Annotated in this window: 16 protein-coding genes; 5 read left to right on the top strand and 11 right to left on the bottom strand. The window is 66.7% G+C overall.

The features are described 5' to 3' along the window. The first annotated feature begins 154 nt into the window (after positions 1 to 154). Complete coding sequence (gene dnaE / locus J8I34_RS02935) at positions 155 to 3,670, top strand: DNA polymerase III subunit alpha (RefSeq protein ID WP_209805291.1); 3,516 nt, start codon at positions 155 to 157, stop codon at positions 3,668 to 3,670. 19 nt (positions 3,671 to 3,689) lie between these two features. On the opposite strand, the gene J8I34_RS02930 is transcribed toward dnaE, so the two are convergent. Together J8I34_RS02930 and J8I34_RS02925 are read right to left on the bottom strand one after the other, a co-directional pair. After that, on the bottom strand, positions 3,690 to 4,760 hold the full coding sequence (locus J8I34_RS02930; protein WP_209805290.1) for a glycosyltransferase family 4 protein: 1,071 nt from the start codon (positions 4,758 to 4,760) through the stop codon (positions 3,690 to 3,692). A 27-nt stretch (positions 4,761 to 4,787) separates the two neighbouring features. Then, positions 4,788 to 5,558: a glycosyltransferase family 2 protein gene (locus J8I34_RS02925; RefSeq protein WP_209805289.1), complete on the bottom strand. Its 771-nt coding sequence runs from the start codon at positions 5,556 to 5,558 to the stop codon at positions 4,788 to 4,790. On the opposite strand from J8I34_RS02925, the gene J8I34_RS02920 reads away from it, so the two are divergent. The 3 genes from J8I34_RS02920 (at position 5,517) to msbA (ending at position 9,667) form a co-directional block, all read left to right on the top strand. After that, positions 5,517 to 7,064 carry an O-antigen ligase family protein gene (locus J8I34_RS02920; protein WP_371748034.1) on the top strand — a complete coding sequence of 516 codons (1,548 nt, stop codon included), beginning with the start codon at positions 5,517 to 5,519 and terminating at the stop codon, positions 7,062 to 7,064. The genes J8I34_RS02925 and J8I34_RS02920 overlap by 42 nt on opposite strands. Then, positions 7,061 to 7,834, top strand: coding sequence for a glycosyltransferase family 25 protein (locus J8I34_RS02915; protein WP_209805288.1), 774 nt, complete (start codon positions 7,061 to 7,063; stop codon positions 7,832 to 7,834). The genes J8I34_RS02920 and J8I34_RS02915 overlap by 4 nt, the downstream gene beginning before the upstream one ends. Before the next feature lie 108 nt (positions 7,835 to 7,942). Further along, positions 7,943 to 9,667 (top strand): lipid A export permease/ATP-binding protein MsbA, encoded by a 1,725-nt coding sequence (msbA, locus tag J8I34_RS02910; RefSeq protein WP_209773395.1) that lies wholly within the window; start codon positions 7,943 to 7,945, stop codon positions 9,665 to 9,667. A gap of 101 nt (positions 9,668 to 9,768) precedes the next feature. Here the strand turns inward: msbA and waaC are convergent, their stop codons facing one another. After that, positions 9,769 to 10,755 (bottom strand): lipopolysaccharide heptosyltransferase I, encoded by a 987-nt coding sequence (gene waaC / locus J8I34_RS02905; protein WP_209773225.1) that lies wholly within the window; start codon positions 10,753 to 10,755, stop codon positions 9,769 to 9,771. 207 nt (positions 10,756 to 10,962) lie between these two features. Here waaC and J8I34_RS02900 point away from each other — a divergent pair, with 207 nt between their 5' ends. Beyond that, the gene (locus J8I34_RS02900) at positions 10,963 to 11,553 is read left to right on the top strand and encodes a peroxidase-related enzyme (protein ID WP_029045674.1); all 591 of its coding nucleotides are present in this window, start codon (positions 10,963 to 10,965) and stop codon (positions 11,551 to 11,553) included. Positions 11,554 to 11,584: 31 nt separating this feature from the next. Here J8I34_RS02900 and J8I34_RS02895 read toward each other — a convergent pair whose 3' ends face one another. The 8 genes from J8I34_RS02895 to purD all read right to left on the bottom strand — a co-directional run bounded on the left by J8I34_RS02895 (position 11,585) and on the right by purD (position 18,848). Continuing rightward, positions 11,585 to 12,100, bottom strand: a complete 516-nt coding sequence (locus J8I34_RS02895; protein WP_209773221.1) for a hypothetical protein — start codon at positions 12,098 to 12,100, stop codon at positions 11,585 to 11,587. A 99-nt stretch (positions 12,101 to 12,199) separates the two neighbouring features. Continuing rightward, positions 12,200 to 13,666, bottom strand: a complete 1,467-nt coding sequence (rng, locus tag J8I34_RS02890; protein WP_029045672.1) for a ribonuclease G — start codon at positions 13,664 to 13,666, stop codon at positions 12,200 to 12,202. 89 nt (positions 13,667 to 13,755) lie between these two features. Continuing rightward, on the bottom strand, positions 13,756 to 14,358 hold the full coding sequence (locus tag J8I34_RS02885; RefSeq protein WP_029045671.1) for a Maf family protein: 603 nt from the start codon (positions 14,356 to 14,358) through the stop codon (positions 13,756 to 13,758). A gap of 90 nt (positions 14,359 to 14,448) precedes the next feature. Next, positions 14,449 to 14,928, bottom strand: a complete 480-nt coding sequence (gene rlmH, locus J8I34_RS02880) for a 23S rRNA (pseudouridine(1915)-N(3))-methyltransferase RlmH (protein WP_029045670.1) — start codon at positions 14,926 to 14,928, stop codon at positions 14,449 to 14,451. Positions 14,929 to 14,996: 68 nt separating this feature from the next. After that, positions 14,997 to 15,719, bottom strand: a complete 723-nt coding sequence (rsfS, locus tag J8I34_RS02875) for a ribosome silencing factor (protein WP_209805287.1) — start codon at positions 15,717 to 15,719, stop codon at positions 14,997 to 14,999. A 60-nt stretch (positions 15,720 to 15,779) separates the two neighbouring features. Then, positions 15,780 to 16,505 (bottom strand): nicotinate-nucleotide adenylyltransferase, encoded by a 726-nt coding sequence (locus J8I34_RS02870; protein ID WP_209805286.1) that lies wholly within the window; start codon positions 16,503 to 16,505, stop codon positions 15,780 to 15,782. A 10-nt stretch (positions 16,506 to 16,515) separates the two neighbouring features. Beyond that, positions 16,516 to 17,427 (bottom strand): oxygen-dependent coproporphyrinogen oxidase, encoded by a 912-nt coding sequence (gene hemF, locus J8I34_RS02865; RefSeq protein ID WP_035876942.1) that lies wholly within the window; start codon positions 17,425 to 17,427, stop codon positions 16,516 to 16,518. 152 nt (positions 17,428 to 17,579) lie between these two features. Further along, positions 17,580 to 18,848, bottom strand: coding sequence for a phosphoribosylamine--glycine ligase (gene purD / locus J8I34_RS02860; RefSeq protein ID WP_209805285.1), 1,269 nt, complete (start codon positions 18,846 to 18,848; stop codon positions 17,580 to 17,582). Positions 18,849 to 18,894 lie beyond the last annotated feature (46 nt).

The raw sequence follows: 18,894 nt of genomic DNA, 5'->3' as shown, positions 1-18,894 counted from the left end.
ACTGCCTGATAGGAAAGGCGAAATTATAACGCGCCCGGGCGCTTCTGCCGCGCATTCCCAAGCACCCCGATCAGCTTTGCGCAGCGGCCGGCACGCATCGCCTGCACGCGATATTGGAGGCCGGCAGGCGAGCCGAGCCGGTACAATGTCGCCCATGTCCGCACCCCGCTTCGTCCACCTCCGCCTGCATTCCGAATACTCCGTCGTGGACGGCATCGTCCGCCTCGACGACGCCGTCAAGGCCGCCGCCGCCGATGGCATGGGTGCGCTCGCCCTGACGGATCTTGCCAACGCCTTCGGGCTGATCCGCTATTACAAGGAAGCGCGCGGCAAGGGCGTGAAGCCGGTGGTCGGGGCCGATGTCTGGCTGACCAATGCCGAAGACCGCGACAAGCCCGCGCGCCTGCTGCTGCTGGTGCAGGACCGGCGCGGCTACCTGAACCTGTGCATGCTGCTGTCGCGCGCGTGGCTGGGCAACCAGTACCGCGGCCGCGCCGAGATCGATCCGTTGTGGTTCCTGGAGCCGGGCGAAGACGACATGCCGCTGGCCACCGGCCTGATTGCGCTGTCCGGCGCGATGGGCGGCGATATCGGCATGGCGCTGGCCAACGGCAATGCCGAGGGCGCGCGCCGTGCCGCGCAGCACTGGGCATCGGTGTTCCCGCAGCGCTTCTATGTCGAACTGCAGCGCGCCGGCCATGCCGGCACGGATGCCTACGTGCAGCAGGCCGTGCAACTGGCGGCCGAGCTGCAGTTGCCGGTGGTCGCCACGCATCCGGTGCAGTTCATGACGCCGGACGACTACACCGCGCACGAGGCGCGCGTGTGCATCGCCGAGGGCGAGCTGCTGGCCAACCCGCGCCGCACGCGGCGCTTCACCACCGACCAGTACTTCAAGACCCAGGACGAGATGTGCGCGCTGTTCGCGGACATCCCGTCGGCGCTGGAGAACGCGGTCGAGATCGCGCGACGCTGCAACCTGACGCTGGAGCTGGGCAAGCCGCGCCTGCCGCTGTTCCCGACCCCGGACGGCATGTCGCTGGACGACTATCTCGTCGTCATGGCCAAGGACGGCCTGGAGAAGCGCCTGGCGGTTCTGTTCCCGGACGAGGCGGTGCGCGAGGCGAAGCGCCCGGAATACTACGCGCGGCTGGAGTTCGAGACCGGCACCATCATCAAGATGGGCTTCCCCGGCTACTTCCTGATCGTGGCGGACTTTATCAACTGGGCGAAGAACAACGGCGTGCCGGTCGGGCCGGGTCGCGGTTCGGGCGCCGGTTCGCTGGTCGCGTATGCGCTGGGCATTACCGACCTCGATCCGCTCAAGTACGCACTGCTGTTCGAGCGTTTCCTGAACCCGGAGCGGGTGTCGATGCCCGACTTCGATATCGACTTCTGCCAGCACGGCCGCGATCGCGTGATCACGTACGTGAAGGAGAAGTACGGCAAGGACGCGGTGTCGCAGATCGCCACCTTCGGCACCATGGCGGCGAAGGCCGCGGTGCGCGACGTCGGCCGCGTGCTTGACCTTGGCTATGGCTTTGTCGACGGCATCGCCAAGCTGATCCCGTTCAAGCCCGGCAAGCTGGTCACCATCGAGGAAGCGAAGAAAGAAGAGCCGCTGCTGACCGAGCGCGAGAACAACGAGGAAGAAGTGCGCCAGCTGCTGGAGCTGGCGCAGCGCGTCGAAGGCATGACGCGTAACGTCGGCATGCACGCCGGCGGTGTGCTGATCGCGCCCGGCAGGCTGACCGATTTCTGCCCGCTGTACACGCAAGGCGCGCAAAACGACGGCATGAGCGGTGTCGTCAGCCAGTACGACAAGGACGACGTCGAGGCCGCCGGCCTGGTCAAGTTCGACTTCCTGGGCCTGACCACGCTGACCATCCTGGACTGGGCCGAGCGCTATATCCGCCGCCTTGACCCGAGCAAGGCCGACTGGAACTGCAGCCACATCCCGCTCGATGACGGCCCCGCCTTCGACATCCTCAAGACCGCCAATACGGTCGCCGTGTTCCAGCTGGAAAGCCGCGGCATGCAGGGCATGCTGAAGGACGCCAAGCCTGACCGCTTCGAGGACATCATCGCGCTGGTGGCGCTCTACCGCCCGGGCCCGATGGACCTGATCCCCAGCTTCTGCGCGCGCAAGCACGGCCGCGAGAAGGTGGAGTATCCCGATCCGCGCGTCGAACCCGTCCTGAAAGAGACCTACGGCATCATGGTCTACCAGGAGCAGGTGATGCAGATGGCGCAGATCATCGGCGGCTACTCGCTCGGCGGCGCCGACCTGCTGCGCCGCGCGATGGGCAAGAAAAAGCCCGAGGAAATGGCGCAGCACCGCGTCATGTTCCGCGAAGGCGCCGACAAGAACGGCCTCTCCTCGCAGCAGGCCGACGACATCTTCGACCTGATGGAGAAGTTCGCGGGCTACGGCTTCAACAAGTCGCACGCGGCCGCCTATGCGCTGCTGGCGTACTACACCGCCTGGCTCAAGGCCCACCATCCGGCCGAATTCATGGCAGCCAACATGTCGCTGGCCATGGACGACACTGACAAGGTCAAGATCCTCTACGAGGACTGCAGGCTCAACAAGATCGCGGTGCTGCCGCCGGACGTCAACGCGAGCGAATACCGCTTCGCGCCGACCGACCCCAAGACCATCCGCTATGGCCTGGGCGGCATCAAGGGCAGCGGGCAGGGCGCGATCGAAGACATCCTGTGCGCGCGCGAAGAGGGTGGGGCGTTCAAGGACCTGTTCGACTTCTGCGAGCGCGTCGACCGCCGCCAGGTCAACCGCCGCACCATGGAGGCGCTGATCCGCGCCGGCGCCTTCGACAGCCTGAACGACAACCGCGCCCAGCTGCTGGCTTCGGTGCCGATCGCAATGGAAGCCGCCGAGCAGAAGGCCGAGTCCGCCAACCAGGTCTCGCTGTTCGACCTGATGGGCGATGCCGGCGAAGCGCACCGCCCAGAACTGCTCGACGAACCGCGCTGGAGTCCCAAGCGCACGCTGCAGGAAGAAAAGCAGGCGCTCGGCTACTACTTCTCCGGCCACCTGTTCGACGCCTACCGCGATGAGGTGCGCCGCTTCAACAAGGGCACGCTGGCCTCGCTGGAAAAGGAAGTGCAGGGCAACGGCGGCGGCTTCGGCCGCGACGTGCGCGGCAAGACCATCGCCGGCGTGATCTCGGGCGTCCGCACCCAGATGACCCAGCGCGGCAAGATGCTGATCGTCACGCTGGACGACGGCACCGGGCTGGTCGAGATGACGGTGTTCAACGAGGTCTTCGACGCCAACCGTCAGATGTTCCGCGAGGACGAGCTGCTGATCGCTACCGGCAATGCGCGGCACGATACCTTCACTGGTGGCGTGCGCTTTACCGCGGAATCGGTGATGGACCTGACCGCGGCACGGATCCGGTTTGCGACGGCCGTGCGTCTGGCGATGAACGGCAATTCTTCGACCGGGATGCTGCGCGAACTGCTGATGCCGCACCTGGCGCGCGCCACCGGCGCGCAGGGATTGCCAGTGCGGATCGGCTACCAGGCCCGGACCGCGTTGTGCGAAGCCGTGCTGGGGCAGGAGTGGCAGGTGGTACCGTCCGACGAAGCGCTGGGCGCGCTGCGGCAGGCGCTGTCACCAGAGAGCGTGAATACGCTCTACGAATAACGCCGCACCGGCGGCGTGCTCAGGCGCGCCGCGCGGCCATCGCCTGCCCCGCCAGTGCCAGCAGGCTATCGACGTGGCTGCCGATGCGCGGATCGTAGTCCAGCATGGACATCGGCTGCGCCAGCCTCGCCTGGCCGGACTGCGCGGCCTGCACGGCGGCGCGGATGGCCTGGTCGAGCGTATCGGCGCGCTCGCGAGCGAACGCATGGACGGCCTGCGGCCGGATCACTTCCAGGCAGGCGATATTGTCGGCAAACACCAGCGGTGTGCCGCACAGCACGGATTCCACGCCAACCAGTCCGAACGGTTCATAGCCCGATGCCAGGATGGTGAAGTCCGCGGCGCGGTAGAGCGCGTCAATACGGCTGCTGTAGCCTAGCTCGCGCACGCGCGGGATGGTGCGCCCGACCGGGCGGCCCGCCACTGCCAGCGTAATCGGCAGGCTGGATTTCGAGAAGTAATCGGCCAGCAGGTCGAATCCCTTGCGGGCATGCCCCGACGACGGAAACAGGAACACGACCTCATCGTCGCCAAAACCGAACTCGCTGCGCAGTGACGCGCGCGTGGCGTCGTCGACCGGCGAAAAGCGCTTCGTGTCGACCGGCGGGTAGAGCAAGTGCACCCGGTCTTCCGGTATCCCGTACAGCTCGACCACTTCGCGCCGCATCAGCGCCGAGTGCGCCACCACGCAATGCGCGCCGGCGTACTGCGCGCTTTCGAGATCGATCTGCCAGCGATCGGAGCGGCGCGGCGGCGTGCCGCGCGCGGCCAGGTAGCCGCGATGGGTGCCGCCGCAGATGGCGATGTCGGATCCCCGCACGCGATTGCAGCCGATCAGCACCGCATCGGCGGGCAGGCGTGCCTGCAGGCGCCAGGAGAAATAGCGGTCGCGCAACTTGCCCGGCAGCCACGAGACCACGATCCGGTGCGGCTCGATGCCGGACGCTTCCGCCACCCCGGCATCGAAGCGGCGCGCGTAGACCGACACCTCGGTGCCCGCGTGGCTGGCCATGGCCTGGCTGATGTCGAGCGCATAGCGCTCCAGGCCGCCGCCGGCGCCGAAGCGGTTGCAGGAAATGCCAATTTTCATCGGTGGATGCAGTGAGAGGGTGGGGCGTCAGGCTTCACCGCGTACCCGGGCGCTGTCCGCGGCGTGCAGCAGCGCGAGCTTCGCGTACTTGTAGTAGCTCGCCTGCGCGTTCATCAGCGCGACGCCGAAGCCCGCGCTGCCATCGAGGAAGCCGCGCTTGAACACGTAGGTGCGGATGAACGCCCACAGACCGTGGCCCGCGGCCGAAGCCACCGAGCTGCGCTTGCCGCGCGCGTAGGCCTGCTGCGCACCGGCGCTGGAGTAGCTGTCGATCTTGCGCAGCACGTCCGACAACGAACGGTAGCTGTAGTGGATCAGCGGCTCGCGCAAGCGGGTCACAGGATCGTCCACCTTCAGGTGTTCATGGACCAGGTCTTCGGTGAAGCGGCCGCGGCCGTTGCGGAACACGCGCGTGACATAGTCCGGATACCAGCCGGCATGGCGCACGAAGGTGCCGCAGAACGCGGACAGGCGCGGCAGTGCCAGGGCCTGGGCATCGGGCCGGGCGATATGCCGCAGGATTTCATCGCGCAGCGCAGGCGTGACGCGCTCGTCGGCATCCAGGCTGAGAATCCAGTCGCCCTTGGCGGAATTGACCGCGCGGTTCTTTTGCGAGCCGAATCCCGGCCAGTCGTCGGTCTGGATCACAGTGGCGCCGGCAGCACGCGCAATGGCCACCGTGTCATCCGAGCTTGCCCAATCCACTATAATCGCCTCTTCGCACCAGGATACGCTGTCGAGGCAAGCCCCGATATTGTGAGCTTCATTCCTGGTAATGATGACGGCCGAGACTTTCATGGAGTATGGGCGGCACCCCTGTCGGGCAGACCGACGAGCCGCCGGCGTCGCCAACAGCCGGCGCTGATGGAAGATCGCGTATTCTACCGCACCGGCGCAGTGGTCCCGGCGCCGCCTGAGGGTTGCCGCAGGCCAGCCAGCCTTGCCCCGGCGCCGTTTTCTCCAATCGCGAACTTGATGATAAGAGCACATTTGTCCCGATTTACAGGGATGGAAAAAGTCTTCTCCCTGGTGGCATGTGCCGCACTGATCTCCTTTCCCATCCTGCTGCTGACCTATCCTTCGGCGGCCAATGCCGGTTTCAGCTTCCTGCTGCTGTGGTGCGTGTTGGCGCTGGCCGTGCAGCCCCGCGCCAGCCTGTGCGCCTGGGGGACGATGCTGCGCGAGCATTGGGCGGTGGCGGCGGCGATGGCGGCCTTGCCGGCGGCCTTCCTGCTGCGCCAGGTAGTCAGCGGCGATGGCATGGACCTGCCCTATCTCTACCTGCGCTTCGCCTTGTTCGGGCTGCTGGCCTGGGGTCTCGCACTGCTCGACCGGCGTGCGCTGCAGGCCGTGCAATGGGGACTGGTGGTGGGTGCCATCGTTTCGGCGATCTGGATATACACGGCAACCGCCGGCGGCCGGCCGGACCATGTCGGCATCAACAACATCATTCCCTTTTCCAATCTGTCTCTGCTGATGGGGATGCTGGCCATGATTTCGATTGGATGGGACCGGCGCGGCCAATGGCTTTCGATGGCTCCCAAATTGCTGGCCGGCGCGGCCGGGGTCTATACGTCGTATGCCAGTGCGACACGTGGCGGCTGGCTCGCCATCCCCGTGCTGCTGCTGATCGCGATCACCATCATGCGCAAATGGACCATCCGCGCCCGCGCCGCTTTGCTGGCGGTCCTGGTGGGAGGCATGGCGGTAGCCGGATACTGCAGCGATGTCGTCCGCAAGCGTGTGAATGAGGCGGTCGCCAATCTCAATGCCGCGGTCTCGTCACCGGGCATCGATGCGGCCGTAGTGACGCACCGCGGGCTGGATACGTCGGAGGGCTGGCGCCTGCAGCTGTGGAAGGCCTCGCTGCGCATGCTGGAAACGCACCCGATGACTGGCGTGGGACCGGACGCATTCGAGGCCAACCTCAAGGCCATGGCAGCAAGCGGAATCATCACGCCTGCAACCACCCAGTTCGCGCACTCGCACAACGATGTGCTGTACATCGCGGCAACGCAGGGGATTCCCGGGGTGCTTGCGGTACTTGCGCTATACCTCGTGCCGGCAGGCTTTTTCCTGCGCCATCTGCGCAGCCGCGACATGGTCACACGCACCGCTGCCACCATGGGGCTCGCCATCAGCATCGGCTTCCTGCTGTTCGGGCTGACCGAAGCGATGTTCTTCATCGCAATGACCAATGCCTTCTACACGCTGATGATCGCGACCTGCTTCGCCATCGTGGTCGCGCAGCGCGAGGCACCGGAGCTGCCGGCACGGCCGGGCGCACGGGCGGTGGCGGCATGATCGGCGCCTACGTCATCAACCTGGCGAGCGCGGGCTCGCGCCGGCAACGCATCTCCGCGCAGCTTGAACGCCTTGGAGTGCCGTTCCAGGTTTTTGCTGCCGTGGACGGGCGCGCGCTTCCTGAACACGACGTGGCGCGCCGCTACGATGCGGCCGCGGCAGCGGTGCGGTACCGGCCCATGAGCCGCGGCGAGGTCGGGTGCGCGCTGAGCCACCTCGGCGTATGCCGCCAGATGCTGGAGGACGGCGCGGCATTTGCGCTGGTGCTGGAGGACGACGCCTTGCTTGGCGATGACCTGCCGGCGGTACTCGCCGACCTCGAGGCCCGCCTCGACCCGGACCGTGCGGAAGTGGTACTGCTGTCCCACGTTGACAAGTACACCCGCTGGGGCACGCGGCCGCTTGGCCACGGGCGCAAGCTGGTGCGGCGCTACGGCGAATGGTGGCGGGCGCATGGCTATGTGCTGACGCGGGCCGCGGCCGAGCGCCTGCTGGCGGGGCTGCAGCCGGTCTGGTGTGCTGCCGACTACTGGTCTGCCTTCGAGAAGCAGGGCATGGTGACGGTGCGTGCCGTGGTCCCGTATTGCATCGGGCTGACCGAACTGGCGCAGGACTCCGCGCTGGAAGGCCATCGTGCCGATCTCGATGCCAGCGACAAGGCGCGGCGCAGCATCGGCTATTATCTGCGCCGCTACGTCTACCAGCGATTCCTGTTCCAGGTCTTCGTCCGGCCTTTCCTGCGCGTAGCGCGGCAGAAGCGGCCGGGATAGAGGCCTGGCCAGACGCCGGACAAGCCCCGACGCTGCACTCATACAGAAAGACATTCAGTGACCACATCCAAACCGCCCATTTCGCCCGGCGCCACCGTGCCCTCCAGCATGGCCAGCCGGCTCTGGTCTTACCTGCGTCCCGAGCTGCGCGTCTTTGTCGGCGCCATCATCGCCATGGCGGTGGTCGCGGCCAGTGAAGGGGTGATCCCCAAGGTCGTCAACGATTTGCTCGACAAGGGTTTCGGTGGCGACTACGCCGGCACGCTGTGGCATGTGCCTGCCATCCTGACCGGCGTGGCGCTGATCCGGGGTGTGGCGCAGTTCGCTTCCGGCTATCTGCTGAACCTGATCTCGAACCGCGTGCTGCTGAAGATGCGCATGCAGATGTTCGAGCGCCTGCTGCATGCGCCGGCGGGGTTCTTCCACCGCAACACGGCGGCATCGCTGATCAATGCGGTAATCTTCGAGGTCAACCAGGTGCTGCAGATCCTGACCAGTGTGTTTATCACGCTGGTGCGCGATTCCCTGACGGTCGTGGCGCTGCTGATTTACCTCTTCTATACCAACTGGCGCCTGACGCTGATCGTGGCGGTGATCCTGCCGGTGATCGGCTATCTGATGTCGAAGATCAACCGCCGGCTGCGCAAGCTCAACCGCGACCACCAGACCTACACCAACAACGCTGCCTATGTGGTGGAAGAGGCTGTTGGCGGCTACAAGGTGGTCAAGCTGCATGGCGGCGAGCAGTACGAGCTGTCGCGCTTCCGCACCGTTGCCGAGCGGCTGAAGAATTACTCGATGCGCATGGCGGTGGCCGGCGGCTTGAACCAGCCGGTCACTGCGTTCCTGGCTGCGCTGGCACTGTCGGTGATCATTACCATTGCAATGGTGCAGGCCCAGGGCAACCAGACCACCGTGGGCGGCTTTACCGGCTTCGTGATGGCAATGCTGCTGCTGATCTCGCCGCTGAAGCACCTGACTGACATCAACCAGCCGCTGACGCGCGGTATTACCGCCGCCGAGATGATCTTCCGGCTGATCGACGAGCCGATCGAGCCGCAGGATGGTGGCAAGGCTATCGGCCGCGCGCGCGGCGAACTGGCCTTCGAGGGCGTCGGCTTCCGCTATGGCGAGGCACAGCGGCCCGCGCTGCAGCAGATCGACTTGCGCGTGAGCCCGGGCGAGGTGGTGGCGCTGGTGGGGCCGTCGGGAAGCGGCAAGACCACGCTTGTTAACCTGGTGCCGCGTTTCTTCGACCCGACCGAGGGGCGCATCCTGCTGGATGGCGCGCCGCTCGGCGATCTGGCATTGAAGGACCTGCGCAACCAGATCGCCTTTGTCAGCCAGGACGTGGTGCTGTTCAACGATACGGTCGCCGCTAACGTGGCGTATGGCGCGCATGGCGAAACCGAGATCGACATGGCGCGCGTGGAGCGTGCGCTGGCGGCGGCGTACCTGACCGAGACCGTCAAGGGGTTGCCTGACGGGCTCAACACCAATATCGGCGACAACGGCATGAAGCTGTCCGGTGGCCAGCGCCAGCGCCTGGCAATCGCCCGGGCGCTTTACAAGAATGCTCCGATCCTGATCCTGGACGAGGCCACCTCCGCGCTGGATTCGGAATCGGAACGCCAGGTGCAGGCGGCGCTGGAAGAATTGATGAAGGGCCGGACCACGCTGGTGATCGCGCACCGGCTGTCGACCATCGAGAATGCCGACCGTATCGCCGTGCTCGACCATGGGCGCGTCGCGGAGCAGGGTACCCACGCCGAACTGCTGGCGGCCAACGGCCTCTACGCCGGTTTGCACCGGATCCAGTTCGCGACCCAGTAAGGAACGGCGGCGCGGCGATCCTGCCGCGGCCATGACGAAAAAGGGGCCGGCACGTCGGGTATCGTGCCGGCCCCTTTTTTGGTTTCGCTGCTTGCAGCCGCTCAGCTGGGCGACGCCACCGGCGGCTGCTGCGCCATCACTTCGTCGATGGCCGCGAGCACCTGCTCGCGCGTCGGCACCACGCCATGCCCGCCCATCGAGACCGCGCGGCCCGGCGTGTTGACGCCATACAACTCGCGCGAGGTCGTCGTGAAAAGCAGCACGGTCGGGCGGCGCATCGCATCCGCGATATGCACGAAGCCCGTGTCCATGCCAACCACCAGGGACGACCTGCCCACCACCTGGGCCAGCCCGGTGATGCTGAGGCGCGGCATCACTTCCGCGCCGGGCACGCTCGCCGCGATAGTCTCGGCTTCCTTGCGTTCGGCATCGTTGCCCCACGGCACCAGCACGCGCAGGCCGCGTGCGGAGATTGCGCTGCCCACGGCAATCCAGTCAGCGATCGGCCATTTCTTCTCTTCGCTCGAGGTGGCGTGGAACAGCATCGCGTATTGGCCCTTCGCCGCGAAGGCGGGCGTATCCCCGGACATCTCCAGTCCGTAGTGCATTTCCTTTGTGAGCTCATAGCCGAAAGCGCGGCTGACCGCGCGGCGCATGCGCTGCCTGGCGCAATCCTCTTCGATCACGGGCTGGAACACATGGTTATAGCCGAAGCGCGCACCACTTTCGCCCAACTCCGCCACCGGATAGCCCCACCGGTGTCGCGTGCGCGCCAGCCGCGTCACGATCGCGCTCTTGTACACGCCATGGACGTCCAGCACCGCATCGTACTTCTCGCGGCGCAATTCGCGCAGTGCGCGGAAGATCTCCCGCAGCCCGGCCCAGCTGCGTGCCTTCTTGAAGTTGCGCAGCGGCGCAGCGATGACACGTTCGATATTGGGGTTCCAGCGGGGCACGTCGGCGCAGTAGGAATCGGCGATCCAGTCGATCTTGACCCCAGGGAATGCGCGCTGCAGGTCGGCGACCAGCGGCAGCGTGAACACCATGTCGCCCAGCGAGGTCAGCTTGACGATGAGAATACGTTTCATCGGGAAGGTATGGCGCATGCGGCCAAAGGGCGCTCGCGTTGTTCAGGAAGGGACGTAGTATGCCTTATCCAGTCGACCTCTGGTTTTGAGATGCATGAGCAACATGTGCCCGGCCTTGACCCTGCAATCCGGTAAACTTTGGAGCGCTAGATACAAGAATTAGGATCGACGAAGTCGACGAGAACGCATCGCCATCAGGAGACCACCATGCCCGACACCGCTTTCCCCATCAGCCGCTACCCCGTTCCCGCCCTCAAGGACCTCCCCGACGACATCCGCGCCCGCATCCTGGAAGTCCAGGACAAAGCCGGCTTTGTCCCCAATGTCTTCCTGGCGCTGGCACACCGCCCCGACGAATTCCGCGCCTTCTTTGCCTATCACGACGCCCTGATGCTGAAGGAAGGCGGGCTGACCAAGGGCGACCGCGAGATGATCGTGGTGGCGACTTCCGGCGCCAACCAGTGCCTGTATTGCGTGGTGGCGCATGGCGCGATCCTGCGGATCTACGAGAAGAAGCCGCTGGTGGCGGACCAGGTCGCGGTGAACTACCTGAAGGCCGATATCCCGCCACGCCAGCGGGCCATGCTCGATTTTGCGATGAAGGTGTGCGAGGCGTCGCATGAAGTCGGCGACGCGGATTTTGCCGCGCTGCGCGAACACGGGTTTTCTGACGAAGACGCGTGGGACATCGCCGCGATCACCGCGTTCTTCGGGCTGTCGAACCGGATGGCCAACACCATCAGCATGCGCCCGAACGACGAGTTCTACCTGATGGGCCGCGTGCCCAAGGGGAAGTAGGCCGCAATACAGGCAACTGGGCCGGGGAAGCTCAGCGCACCTCGGCGCAGTTTCCGCTCTTGGGGTCGAACAGTACCGGCCAGGCCTGTTCGTAGATGCCCGGCGTACAGTATTTCTCGCAGCGGTTATGCGCCAGTGTCACGCGGCGCGGATCCTGCCACACCAGCAGCTTGCACTGGCTGCCGTCGATGGCCTGCAGTTCGATGTGCGGCGTCGTGCGAACCTGGCGGAACTGCACCAGGTTGAACTCGCAGCTGCCGCGCCGCGACACCCACAGTTTCCATTTCAACGCCTCCACCTTGTTGGCGGTGACGTCCATCAGCGCGTCCTCGCGGAAGCCGTCTTCCTCGGTGCGCTTGCATGCGCCGGCAATGGTGATGGTCTTGTGGGCGATCGGCGCCGCGCGTGCCTTCGGGGGCGGCGCTTCGGCAACGGGCGCGGCGGGGGGCGGCGGGGGCGGCCGGCGCTGCGCGACCGGCAACGGCACGCAGGCGGCGGTGCCCAGCAGGACGGCCAGCAGACAGGCCCCATGTTTCGTGGCGTTCATGCCGGACTCCTTCTCGCAACCCTCAACCTTCGTTTAGTTATAGCGGATCGAAGTCGAAATAGGAGTAGGACCATCCCGCACCATGGGGTCAGGCCCGGCCTACATCAGGATGATGTCGTACTGTTCCTGGTGGAAGGTCGATTCCACCTGCAAGGAGATCGGCTTGCCGATGAAGTCGCCCAGCATCGCCAGGTGCTGGCTTTCCTCTTCCAGGAACAGGTCGATGACTTCCTGCGAGGCCAGGATGCGGAACTCGCGCGGATTGAACTGGCGCGATTCGCGCATGATCTCGCGCAGGATGTCGTAGCAGGCGGTGCGCGGCGTCTTCACCTGTCCCTTTCCCTGGCATACCGGACATTGCTCGCACAATACGTGCGCCAGCGACTCGCGCGTGCGCTTGCGTGTCATCTCCACCAGCCCGAGCTGCGAGAAGTTGTTGACCGTGATGCGGGTGCGGTCGCGCGACAGCGCGCGCTTGAGTTCGGAGAGCACCGCTTCGCGGTGCTCGACATTCTCCATATCGATGAAATCGATGATGATGATGCCGCCGAGGTTGCGCAGCCGCAGTTGCCGCGCGATGGTGTGGGCCGCCTCCAGGTTGGTCTTGAAGATGGTGTCGTCGAAGTTGCGCGCGCCGACATAACCGCCGGTGTTGACGTCGATCGTCGTCATCGCCTCGGTCTGGTCGATCATCAGGTAGCCGCCCGACTTCAGGTCGACCCGGCGCGACAGCGCCTTCTCGATTTCGGCGTCGATATTGAACAGGTCGAAGATCGGGCGCTCGCCGGTGTAGTGCGACAGCCGTGACAGCACTGCCGGCGTGTACTCCTTGGCGAACTCCACCAGCATCTGGTAGTTCTCGCGCGAATCGATCTGGATTACGCCGGTGGCGTCGTTGATGAAGTCGCGCAGCACGCGCTGGGCCAGGTTCAGGTCCTGGTAGAGCAGCGCCGGCGCCGGCAGCGTGGTGGCGTTCTGGCGGATCGTGCCCCAGATCTTGCGCAGGTAGGCGATGTCGTTGCCAAGCTCCTCGTCGGTCGCTTCCTCCGCGATGGTGCGTACGATAAAGCCGCCGCGCTCATCGGCTGGCACCAGGCCCTGCACGCGGCTGCGCAGCGCTTCACGGTCCACTTCGCCTTCGATGCGCTGCGAAATGCCGATATGCGGATCCTGCGGCAGGTACACCAGCGTGCGCCCGGCGATGCTCACCTGCGTGGACAAGCGCGCGCCCTTGGTGCCGATCGGGTCCTTGATCACCTGCACCATCAGCGCCTGGCCCTCGAACAGGGTCTTCTCGATCGCCAGCTGCGGGGTGCCGCCGTTGCGGTCGTTGTCGCGCGGGTGCCAGATATCGGCCACGTGCAGGAACGCGGCGCGCTCCAGGCCGATGTCGATGAAGGCGGACTGCATGCCGGGCAGCACGCGCACTACCTTGCCCAGGTAGATATTGCCGACCAGCCCGCGCGTGAGCGTGCGTTCGACGTGCAGTTCCTGGACGGCAGCCTGCTGCACGATGGCAACGCGCGTCTCCTGGGGCGTGATGTTGACGAGGATGTCTTCAGTCATAGCGGTGAAACGCGGTCGCCGGTGGCCCGGCGGAATTGGGGTTGCCCGGCGCGGCCGGGTCTTGTCCTGGGCGGCGGCGTGGCCGGGGTTCAGAACTGCAGGCGGGCCTGGCGAAGTAACGCCGCCGTCTCAAACAAGGGCAAGCCCATGATACCTGAATAGCTGCCCGCGATCCGCTCGACGAATTCGGCCGCGCGGCCCTGGATCCCGTACGCGCCGGCCTTGCCGAGCGGCTCGCCGCTGGCGACATAGCGGCTGATCTCGTCCGGTTGCATCGGGCGGAAGGTCACTTCGGAGACCGACAGCGCGTGGTGCATGCCCAGGGTGGAAACCACCGTGACCGCCGTGAGCACGCGGTGCGTGCTGCCGGCCAGCGCGGCGAGCATGGCCTGCGCGTCGGCGGCATCATCGGGTTTGCCGAGAATGCGGCCGGCCAGGCAGACGGTGGTGTCGGAAGTCAGCACCGGCGCGTCGGGCAGGGCACGGCGCTCGCGGCGGCGCAGCGCGGCTTCGGCCTTCAGCGCGCAGACGCGCTGCACGTAGTCGTCGGGAGTTTCGCCGGGCAGGACGGCTTCCAGCGCTTCGGCGTCCTCGTCGTCATCGGCAAGCAGCAGCTCGTAGCGTACGCCCAGCTGGGCCAGCAGTTCGCGGCGGCGCGGGCTTTGGGAGGCGAGGTAGAGGTAGTCGTGCATCGCGGCAAGCGGGGGCGGGCGGTGTGGGCCTGCCGGCGACGGGCCGGCAGTGGCGTGAATTGTAACGCCCGCGGGCGGCGCGGTTCCGTCTCAGGCGCGGTGGTAGGGGTGGTTCTGCGTGACCGACCAGGCCCGGTACAACTGCTCGGCCAGCAGCACGCGCACCATGCCGTGCGGCAGCGTCAGGCTGGACAGGCGGATCAGCGTACCGGCGCGTGCCTTCAGTGCCGGGTCGAGCCCGTCGGCACCGCCGATCAGGAAGGCGACATCGCCGCCCTCGCGCTGCCAGCCGGTCAGCTGCGCAGCCAGTTGCACGGTGGTGAAGTCGCGGCCGCGTTCATCCAGCGCGACGATGCGGCACTGCTTCGACAGCGAGCCCAGCACGGCGTCGATGCGCGCGGCCTCGCGCTGCATCACGGTGGCGGCGTTGTTGCTGGACGAGCGGGCTTCCGGCTTGACCTCGCGCAGCTCGATGCGCAGCTCGGGCGGCATGCGCTTGGCATACTCGTTGAAGCCGGTTTCGATCCAGGCGGGCATCTTGTGGCCGACGGCCACGATCACCAGTTGCATGGGGGCGGATTTGCGGCGGTGCGGGGGGCAGGGCAGGCGACGCGGCCGTCAGGCGGCCGCGCGGGGCATCAGGCCGAGCGGGTGGTGCGCTTGCGCGCGGCCGGCTTGGCTGCCGCGGTCCTGGTGGACGTCTTGCTTGCGGTCTTGCGTGCCGTGGTACCGGCGGCGGTCTTGCGCGGAGCGGCGGCGCGTGTACCGGCGGTCCTGGTGGCTGCGGTCTTGGTCGCAGTCTTGGTGGCAGTCTTGCGCGCCGGCTTGCGCACGGTGGCGATGGCGTCCGGGTCGGTATCCTCGTGGCCCATCGGCGGCGACGGCTCCTTCATGCCTTCGGGCAGGCGGGCCAGTGCCGGACGCAGGCTGCTGGCGCGGCGCGTCCCGCGCGCGGCCGGGACCTCGTCCTCGTCCTCGTCCATCGGCTCGCTGGCCTTGGCCAGGCTGCGGGCACCGGTGGCCAGCTTCATGCGCACCGGCTTGTCGCCCCAGATCTCTTCCAGGTTGTAGTACAGGCGCAGCTGCGGCTGCAGGATGTGGACCACGGCGTCGCCGCAGTCGACCAGCACCCATTCGCCGGTCTCCAGGCCCTCGACCGCCACGATATGGCCGCCGGCTTCCTTCACCGTATCCCGCACCGACGCCGCCAGCGCCTTGGTCTGGCGGTTGGACGTCCCGCTGGCAATCACCACCCGGTCGAACAGTTCGGTCAGGTGGCTGGTGTCGTACACCTTGATGTCCTGCGCTTTGACATCCTCGAGGCCGTCGACGATGGCGCGTTGCAGTTTACGAATATCCATGGTGTCTTCTTGTTCAGCTGAGATCGGTTGGGTGGTGGGCGCCGGTTGCGGGCAACCGGGTCAGGCCCTGGCCGGGGCGTCGCGGTACAGCCCGTGGCTGGCGATGTAGTGTGCCACGCCGGGCGGCAGTTGGTCATCTGCGGGTTGGCCGGCCGCCAGGCGCTGGCGCAGGTGGGTGGAGGACAGGTCAACGGCGAGCGTCTGGTCGATCCACATCCGGCCGGAGGGCGTGCATTGTATCAGGGTCGTGTCGGCCTGGCGCTGCGACAGCGCTTCCAGCACCGGCCCTTCCAGCGCGGCCAGCTCGAAGCGCGGGCGGGTGGCGGTGCACAGGTGGACGTGCGCGAACAACTCCTGCCAGCCGTGCCAGGTGTGCAGGCGCAGCAACTGATCGGCGCCCATCAGCCAGCACAGCGAGGCCTGGGGGCCGTATTCGTCGCGCAGCTGGCGCACGGTATCGATGGTGTAGCTGGGGCCGGCGCGCTCGACTTCCATGCGGCTGACGCGGACTCTGGCGCCGGTGTCGCCCAGGGCGGCGGCGGCCAGCTCGGTCATGGCCAGCCGGTCCGCGGCAGGCGTCACGTCGGTGCCCTTCTGCCACGACTGGCCGGTGGGGATCCACACCAGCTCGTCCAGGCCCAGGTGGTCGATGCACAGCCGCGCCAGCGCCAGGTGGCCGATATGGGGCGGGTCGAAGGTGCCGCCGAGGATACCCAGGCGGTAAGGTCGGGCGGGGAGGTCGCCCGCGTCGGCGGCGGGCGTGCGGTCTTGCACAGGATTGGCCATAGGTCTGCCGTCAGGCCCAGTCGCGTGCCGGCAGGAAGTCGGTGTACAGCGCCGCTTCGGCGCTGCCCGCTTCCGGTTGCCAGTCATAGCGCCACGTCACCAGCGGCGGCATCGACATCAGGATGGATTCGGCGCGTCCGCCCGACTGCAGGCCGAACAGCGTGCCGCGGTCGAACACCAGGTTGAATTCGACGTAGCGCCCGCGCCGGTAGGCCTGGAAGCCGCGCTCGCGCTCACCATAGGGCGTGTCCTTGCGCGCCTGCAGGATGGGCAGGTAGGCGTCCAGGAAGGCGTCGCCGACCGATTGCATCATCGCGAAGCTGCGCTCGAAGCCCAGCGCCGAGAAGTCGTCGAAGAAGATCCCGCCCACGCCGCGCGCCTCGTTGCGGTGCTTCAGGAAGAAATACTCGTCGCACCACTGCTTGAAGCGCGGGTAGAGCTCGTCGCCATAAGGCGCCAGCGCCTGCTTGCAGGTGCGGTGGAAATGGCTGCAGTCGTCAGCATTGCCGTAGTACGGCGTCAGGTCCATGCCGCCGCCGAACCACCAGACCGGCTCGGCGTCGGGTTTTACCGCCACGAAGCAGCGCACGTTCATGTGGACCGTGGGCACGTAGGGATTGCGCGGGTGGAACACCAGCGATACGCCCATCGCCTCGAAGCTGCGCCCGGCCAGTTCGGGCCGGTTGGCGCTGGCCGATGGCGGCAGGGTTTCGCCGCTGACGTGGGAAAAGCCCACGCCGGCGCGCTCCATCACCGCGCCGCCTTCCAGGATGCGGGTACGGCCGCTGCCGCGCAGGCGTTCGGTGGGCGGCTTCTCCCAGGCGTCGGTCAGGAATGGCTGGCCGTCGACGGCGCCGATGGCATCGGTGATGCGGTCTTGCAGGCCGAGCAGGTAGGCACGGACTGCCTGGGAATCGATCATGGTGGCTGAATCGGATAAACCGACGAATGGACCGGCCGGATGGCGGTCCGGCAGCCAGTCGGCTGCCGGGTACGTCACAGCATTGTCACGATTGTACCGGCTGGGGCGGCCTGTTGGACGCCCAGGGCCGCTGAGGCCCCGCCGGCGGCCAATCAGCGCTTGATGGCGCGGTAACCGATATCGGTCCGGTACTGCATGCCGTCGAACCGGATCTGCTCGACCGCGGCATAGGCGGCGCGCTGCGCGGCCTTGACGGTGTCGGCCAGCCCGACCACGCACAGCACGCGCCCGCCCGAGGTCAGCAGGGTGCCGTCCTTGAGCGTGGTGCCGGCGTGGAAGGTCACGCTGTCGTCGGTCTCGGCCGGGATGCCGGTGATGGCATCGCCCTTGCGCGGGTTGTCCGGATAGTTGTGGGCTGCCATCACCACGCCCAGCGCGGTGCGGCGGTCCCAGTCCAGTTCGATCGCGTCGAGCTTGCCGTCGACCGCGTGCTCCATCACGTCGACCAGGTCGGTCTTCAGGCGCGTCAGGATCGGCTGGGTTTCCGGGTCGCCCATGCGGCAGTTGAATTCCAGCGTCTTGAGGTTGCCGTCCTTGTCGATCATCAGGCCGGCGTACAGGAAGCCGGTGTACGGGATGCCGTCCTTCTCCATGCCGCGCACGGTCGGCAGGATGATCTCGCGCAGCGCGCGCGCGTGCAGCGCGGGCGTGACCACCGGGGCGGGGGAATAGGCGCCCATGCCGCCCGTGTTGGGACCGGCGTCGGCGTCCAGCAGGCGCTTGTGATCCTGGCTGGTGGCCAGCGCCAGCACGTTCTTGCCGTCGACCAGCACAATGAAGCTGGCTTCCTCGCCCTCCAGGAATTCCTCGATCACCACGCGCGCGCCGGCATCGCCCAGCTTGTTGTCGGCCAGCATCATGTCCACCGCGGTGTGGGCCTCTTCCAGCGACATCGCCACGACCACGCCCTTGCCCGCGGCCAGGCCGTCGGCCTTGATCACGATCGGCGCGCCCTGCGCGTCGATATAGGCATGCGCCTGGGCGGCATCGGAGAAGGTCTGGTAGGCGGCGGTCGGGATGCCGTGGCGCTGCATGAACGCCTTGGCGAAGTCCTTGGACGATTCCAGCTGTGCGGCCGCCTTGCTCGGCCCGAAGATGCGCAGGCCTTTGGCGCGGAAGATATCGACAATGCCGGCCGCCAGCGGTGCCTCCGGCCCGACTACGGTAAAGGCCACGCCTTCGCGCTCGGCAAAGGCGGCGATGACCTCAGGATCGGTCAGCGGAACGTTCTGCAGGCGCTTGTCGAGCGCGGTCCCGCCGTTGCCCGGCGCCACGTACACCACCTGTACCCTGGGGGATTGGGCCAATTTCCAGGCCAGCGCGTGTTCACGTCCACCCGAGCCGACAACCAATACTTTCATGATCCACTGCCAGAAAAGAAACAGATACTAAAAGGCGGCGGCCTGG

The organism is Cupriavidus phytohabitans (genome assembly GCF_017815025.1).
Lineage (GTDB): Bacteria > Pseudomonadota > Gammaproteobacteria > Burkholderiales > Burkholderiaceae > Cupriavidus.
Note: the sequence above shows the minus strand (reverse complement) of the source record. Positions and strands in the feature narration are given on the sequence as shown.

Coding starts and splice junctions, on each gene's coding strand:
- J8I34_RS02930 (WP_209805290.1), bottom strand. CDS start 4,760: ATGAAAATTGGCATTTCCTGCAACCGCTTCGGCGCCGGCGGCGGCCTG.
- J8I34_RS02895 (WP_209773221.1), bottom strand. CDS start 12,100: ATGAACGCCACGAAACATGGGGCCTGTCTGCTGGCCGTCCTGCTGGGC.
- J8I34_RS02885 (WP_029045671.1), bottom strand. CDS start 14,358: ATGCACGACTACCTCTACCTCGCCTCCCAAAGCCCGCGCCGCCGCGAA.
- waaC (WP_209773225.1), bottom strand. CDS start 10,755: ATGAAACGTATTCTCATCGTCAAGCTGACCTCGCTGGGCGACATGGTG.
- msbA (WP_209773395.1), top strand. CDS start 7,943: ATGGCCAGCCGGCTCTGGTCTTACCTGCGTCCCGAGCTGCGCGTCTTT.
- hemF (WP_035876942.1), bottom strand. CDS start 17,427: ATGATCGATTCCCAGGCAGTCCGTGCCTACCTGCTCGGCCTGCAAGAC.
- J8I34_RS02925 (WP_209805289.1), bottom strand. CDS start 5,558: ATGAAAGTCTCGGCCGTCATCATTACCAGGAATGAAGCTCACAATATC.
- J8I34_RS02870 (WP_209805286.1), bottom strand. CDS start 16,505: ATGGCCAATCCTGTGCAAGACCGCACGCCCGCCGCCGACGCGGGCGAC.
- J8I34_RS02900 (WP_029045674.1), top strand. CDS start 10,963: ATGCCCGACACCGCTTTCCCCATCAGCCGCTACCCCGTTCCCGCCCTC.
- dnaE (WP_209805291.1), top strand. CDS start 155: ATGTCCGCACCCCGCTTCGTCCACCTCCGCCTGCATTCCGAATACTCC.
- rng (WP_029045672.1), bottom strand. CDS start 13,666: ATGACTGAAGACATCCTCGTCAACATCACGCCCCAGGAGACGCGCGTT.
- rlmH (WP_029045670.1), bottom strand. CDS start 14,928: ATGCAACTGGTGATCGTGGCCGTCGGCCACAAGATGCCCGCCTGGATC.
- rsfS (WP_209805287.1), bottom strand. CDS start 15,719: ATGGATATTCGTAAACTGCAACGCGCCATCGTCGACGGCCTCGAGGAT.
- J8I34_RS02915 (WP_209805288.1), top strand. CDS start 7,061: ATGATCGGCGCCTACGTCATCAACCTGGCGAGCGCGGGCTCGCGCCGG.
- purD (WP_209805285.1), bottom strand. CDS start 18,848: ATGAAAGTATTGGTTGTCGGCTCGGGTGGACGTGAACACGCGCTGGCC.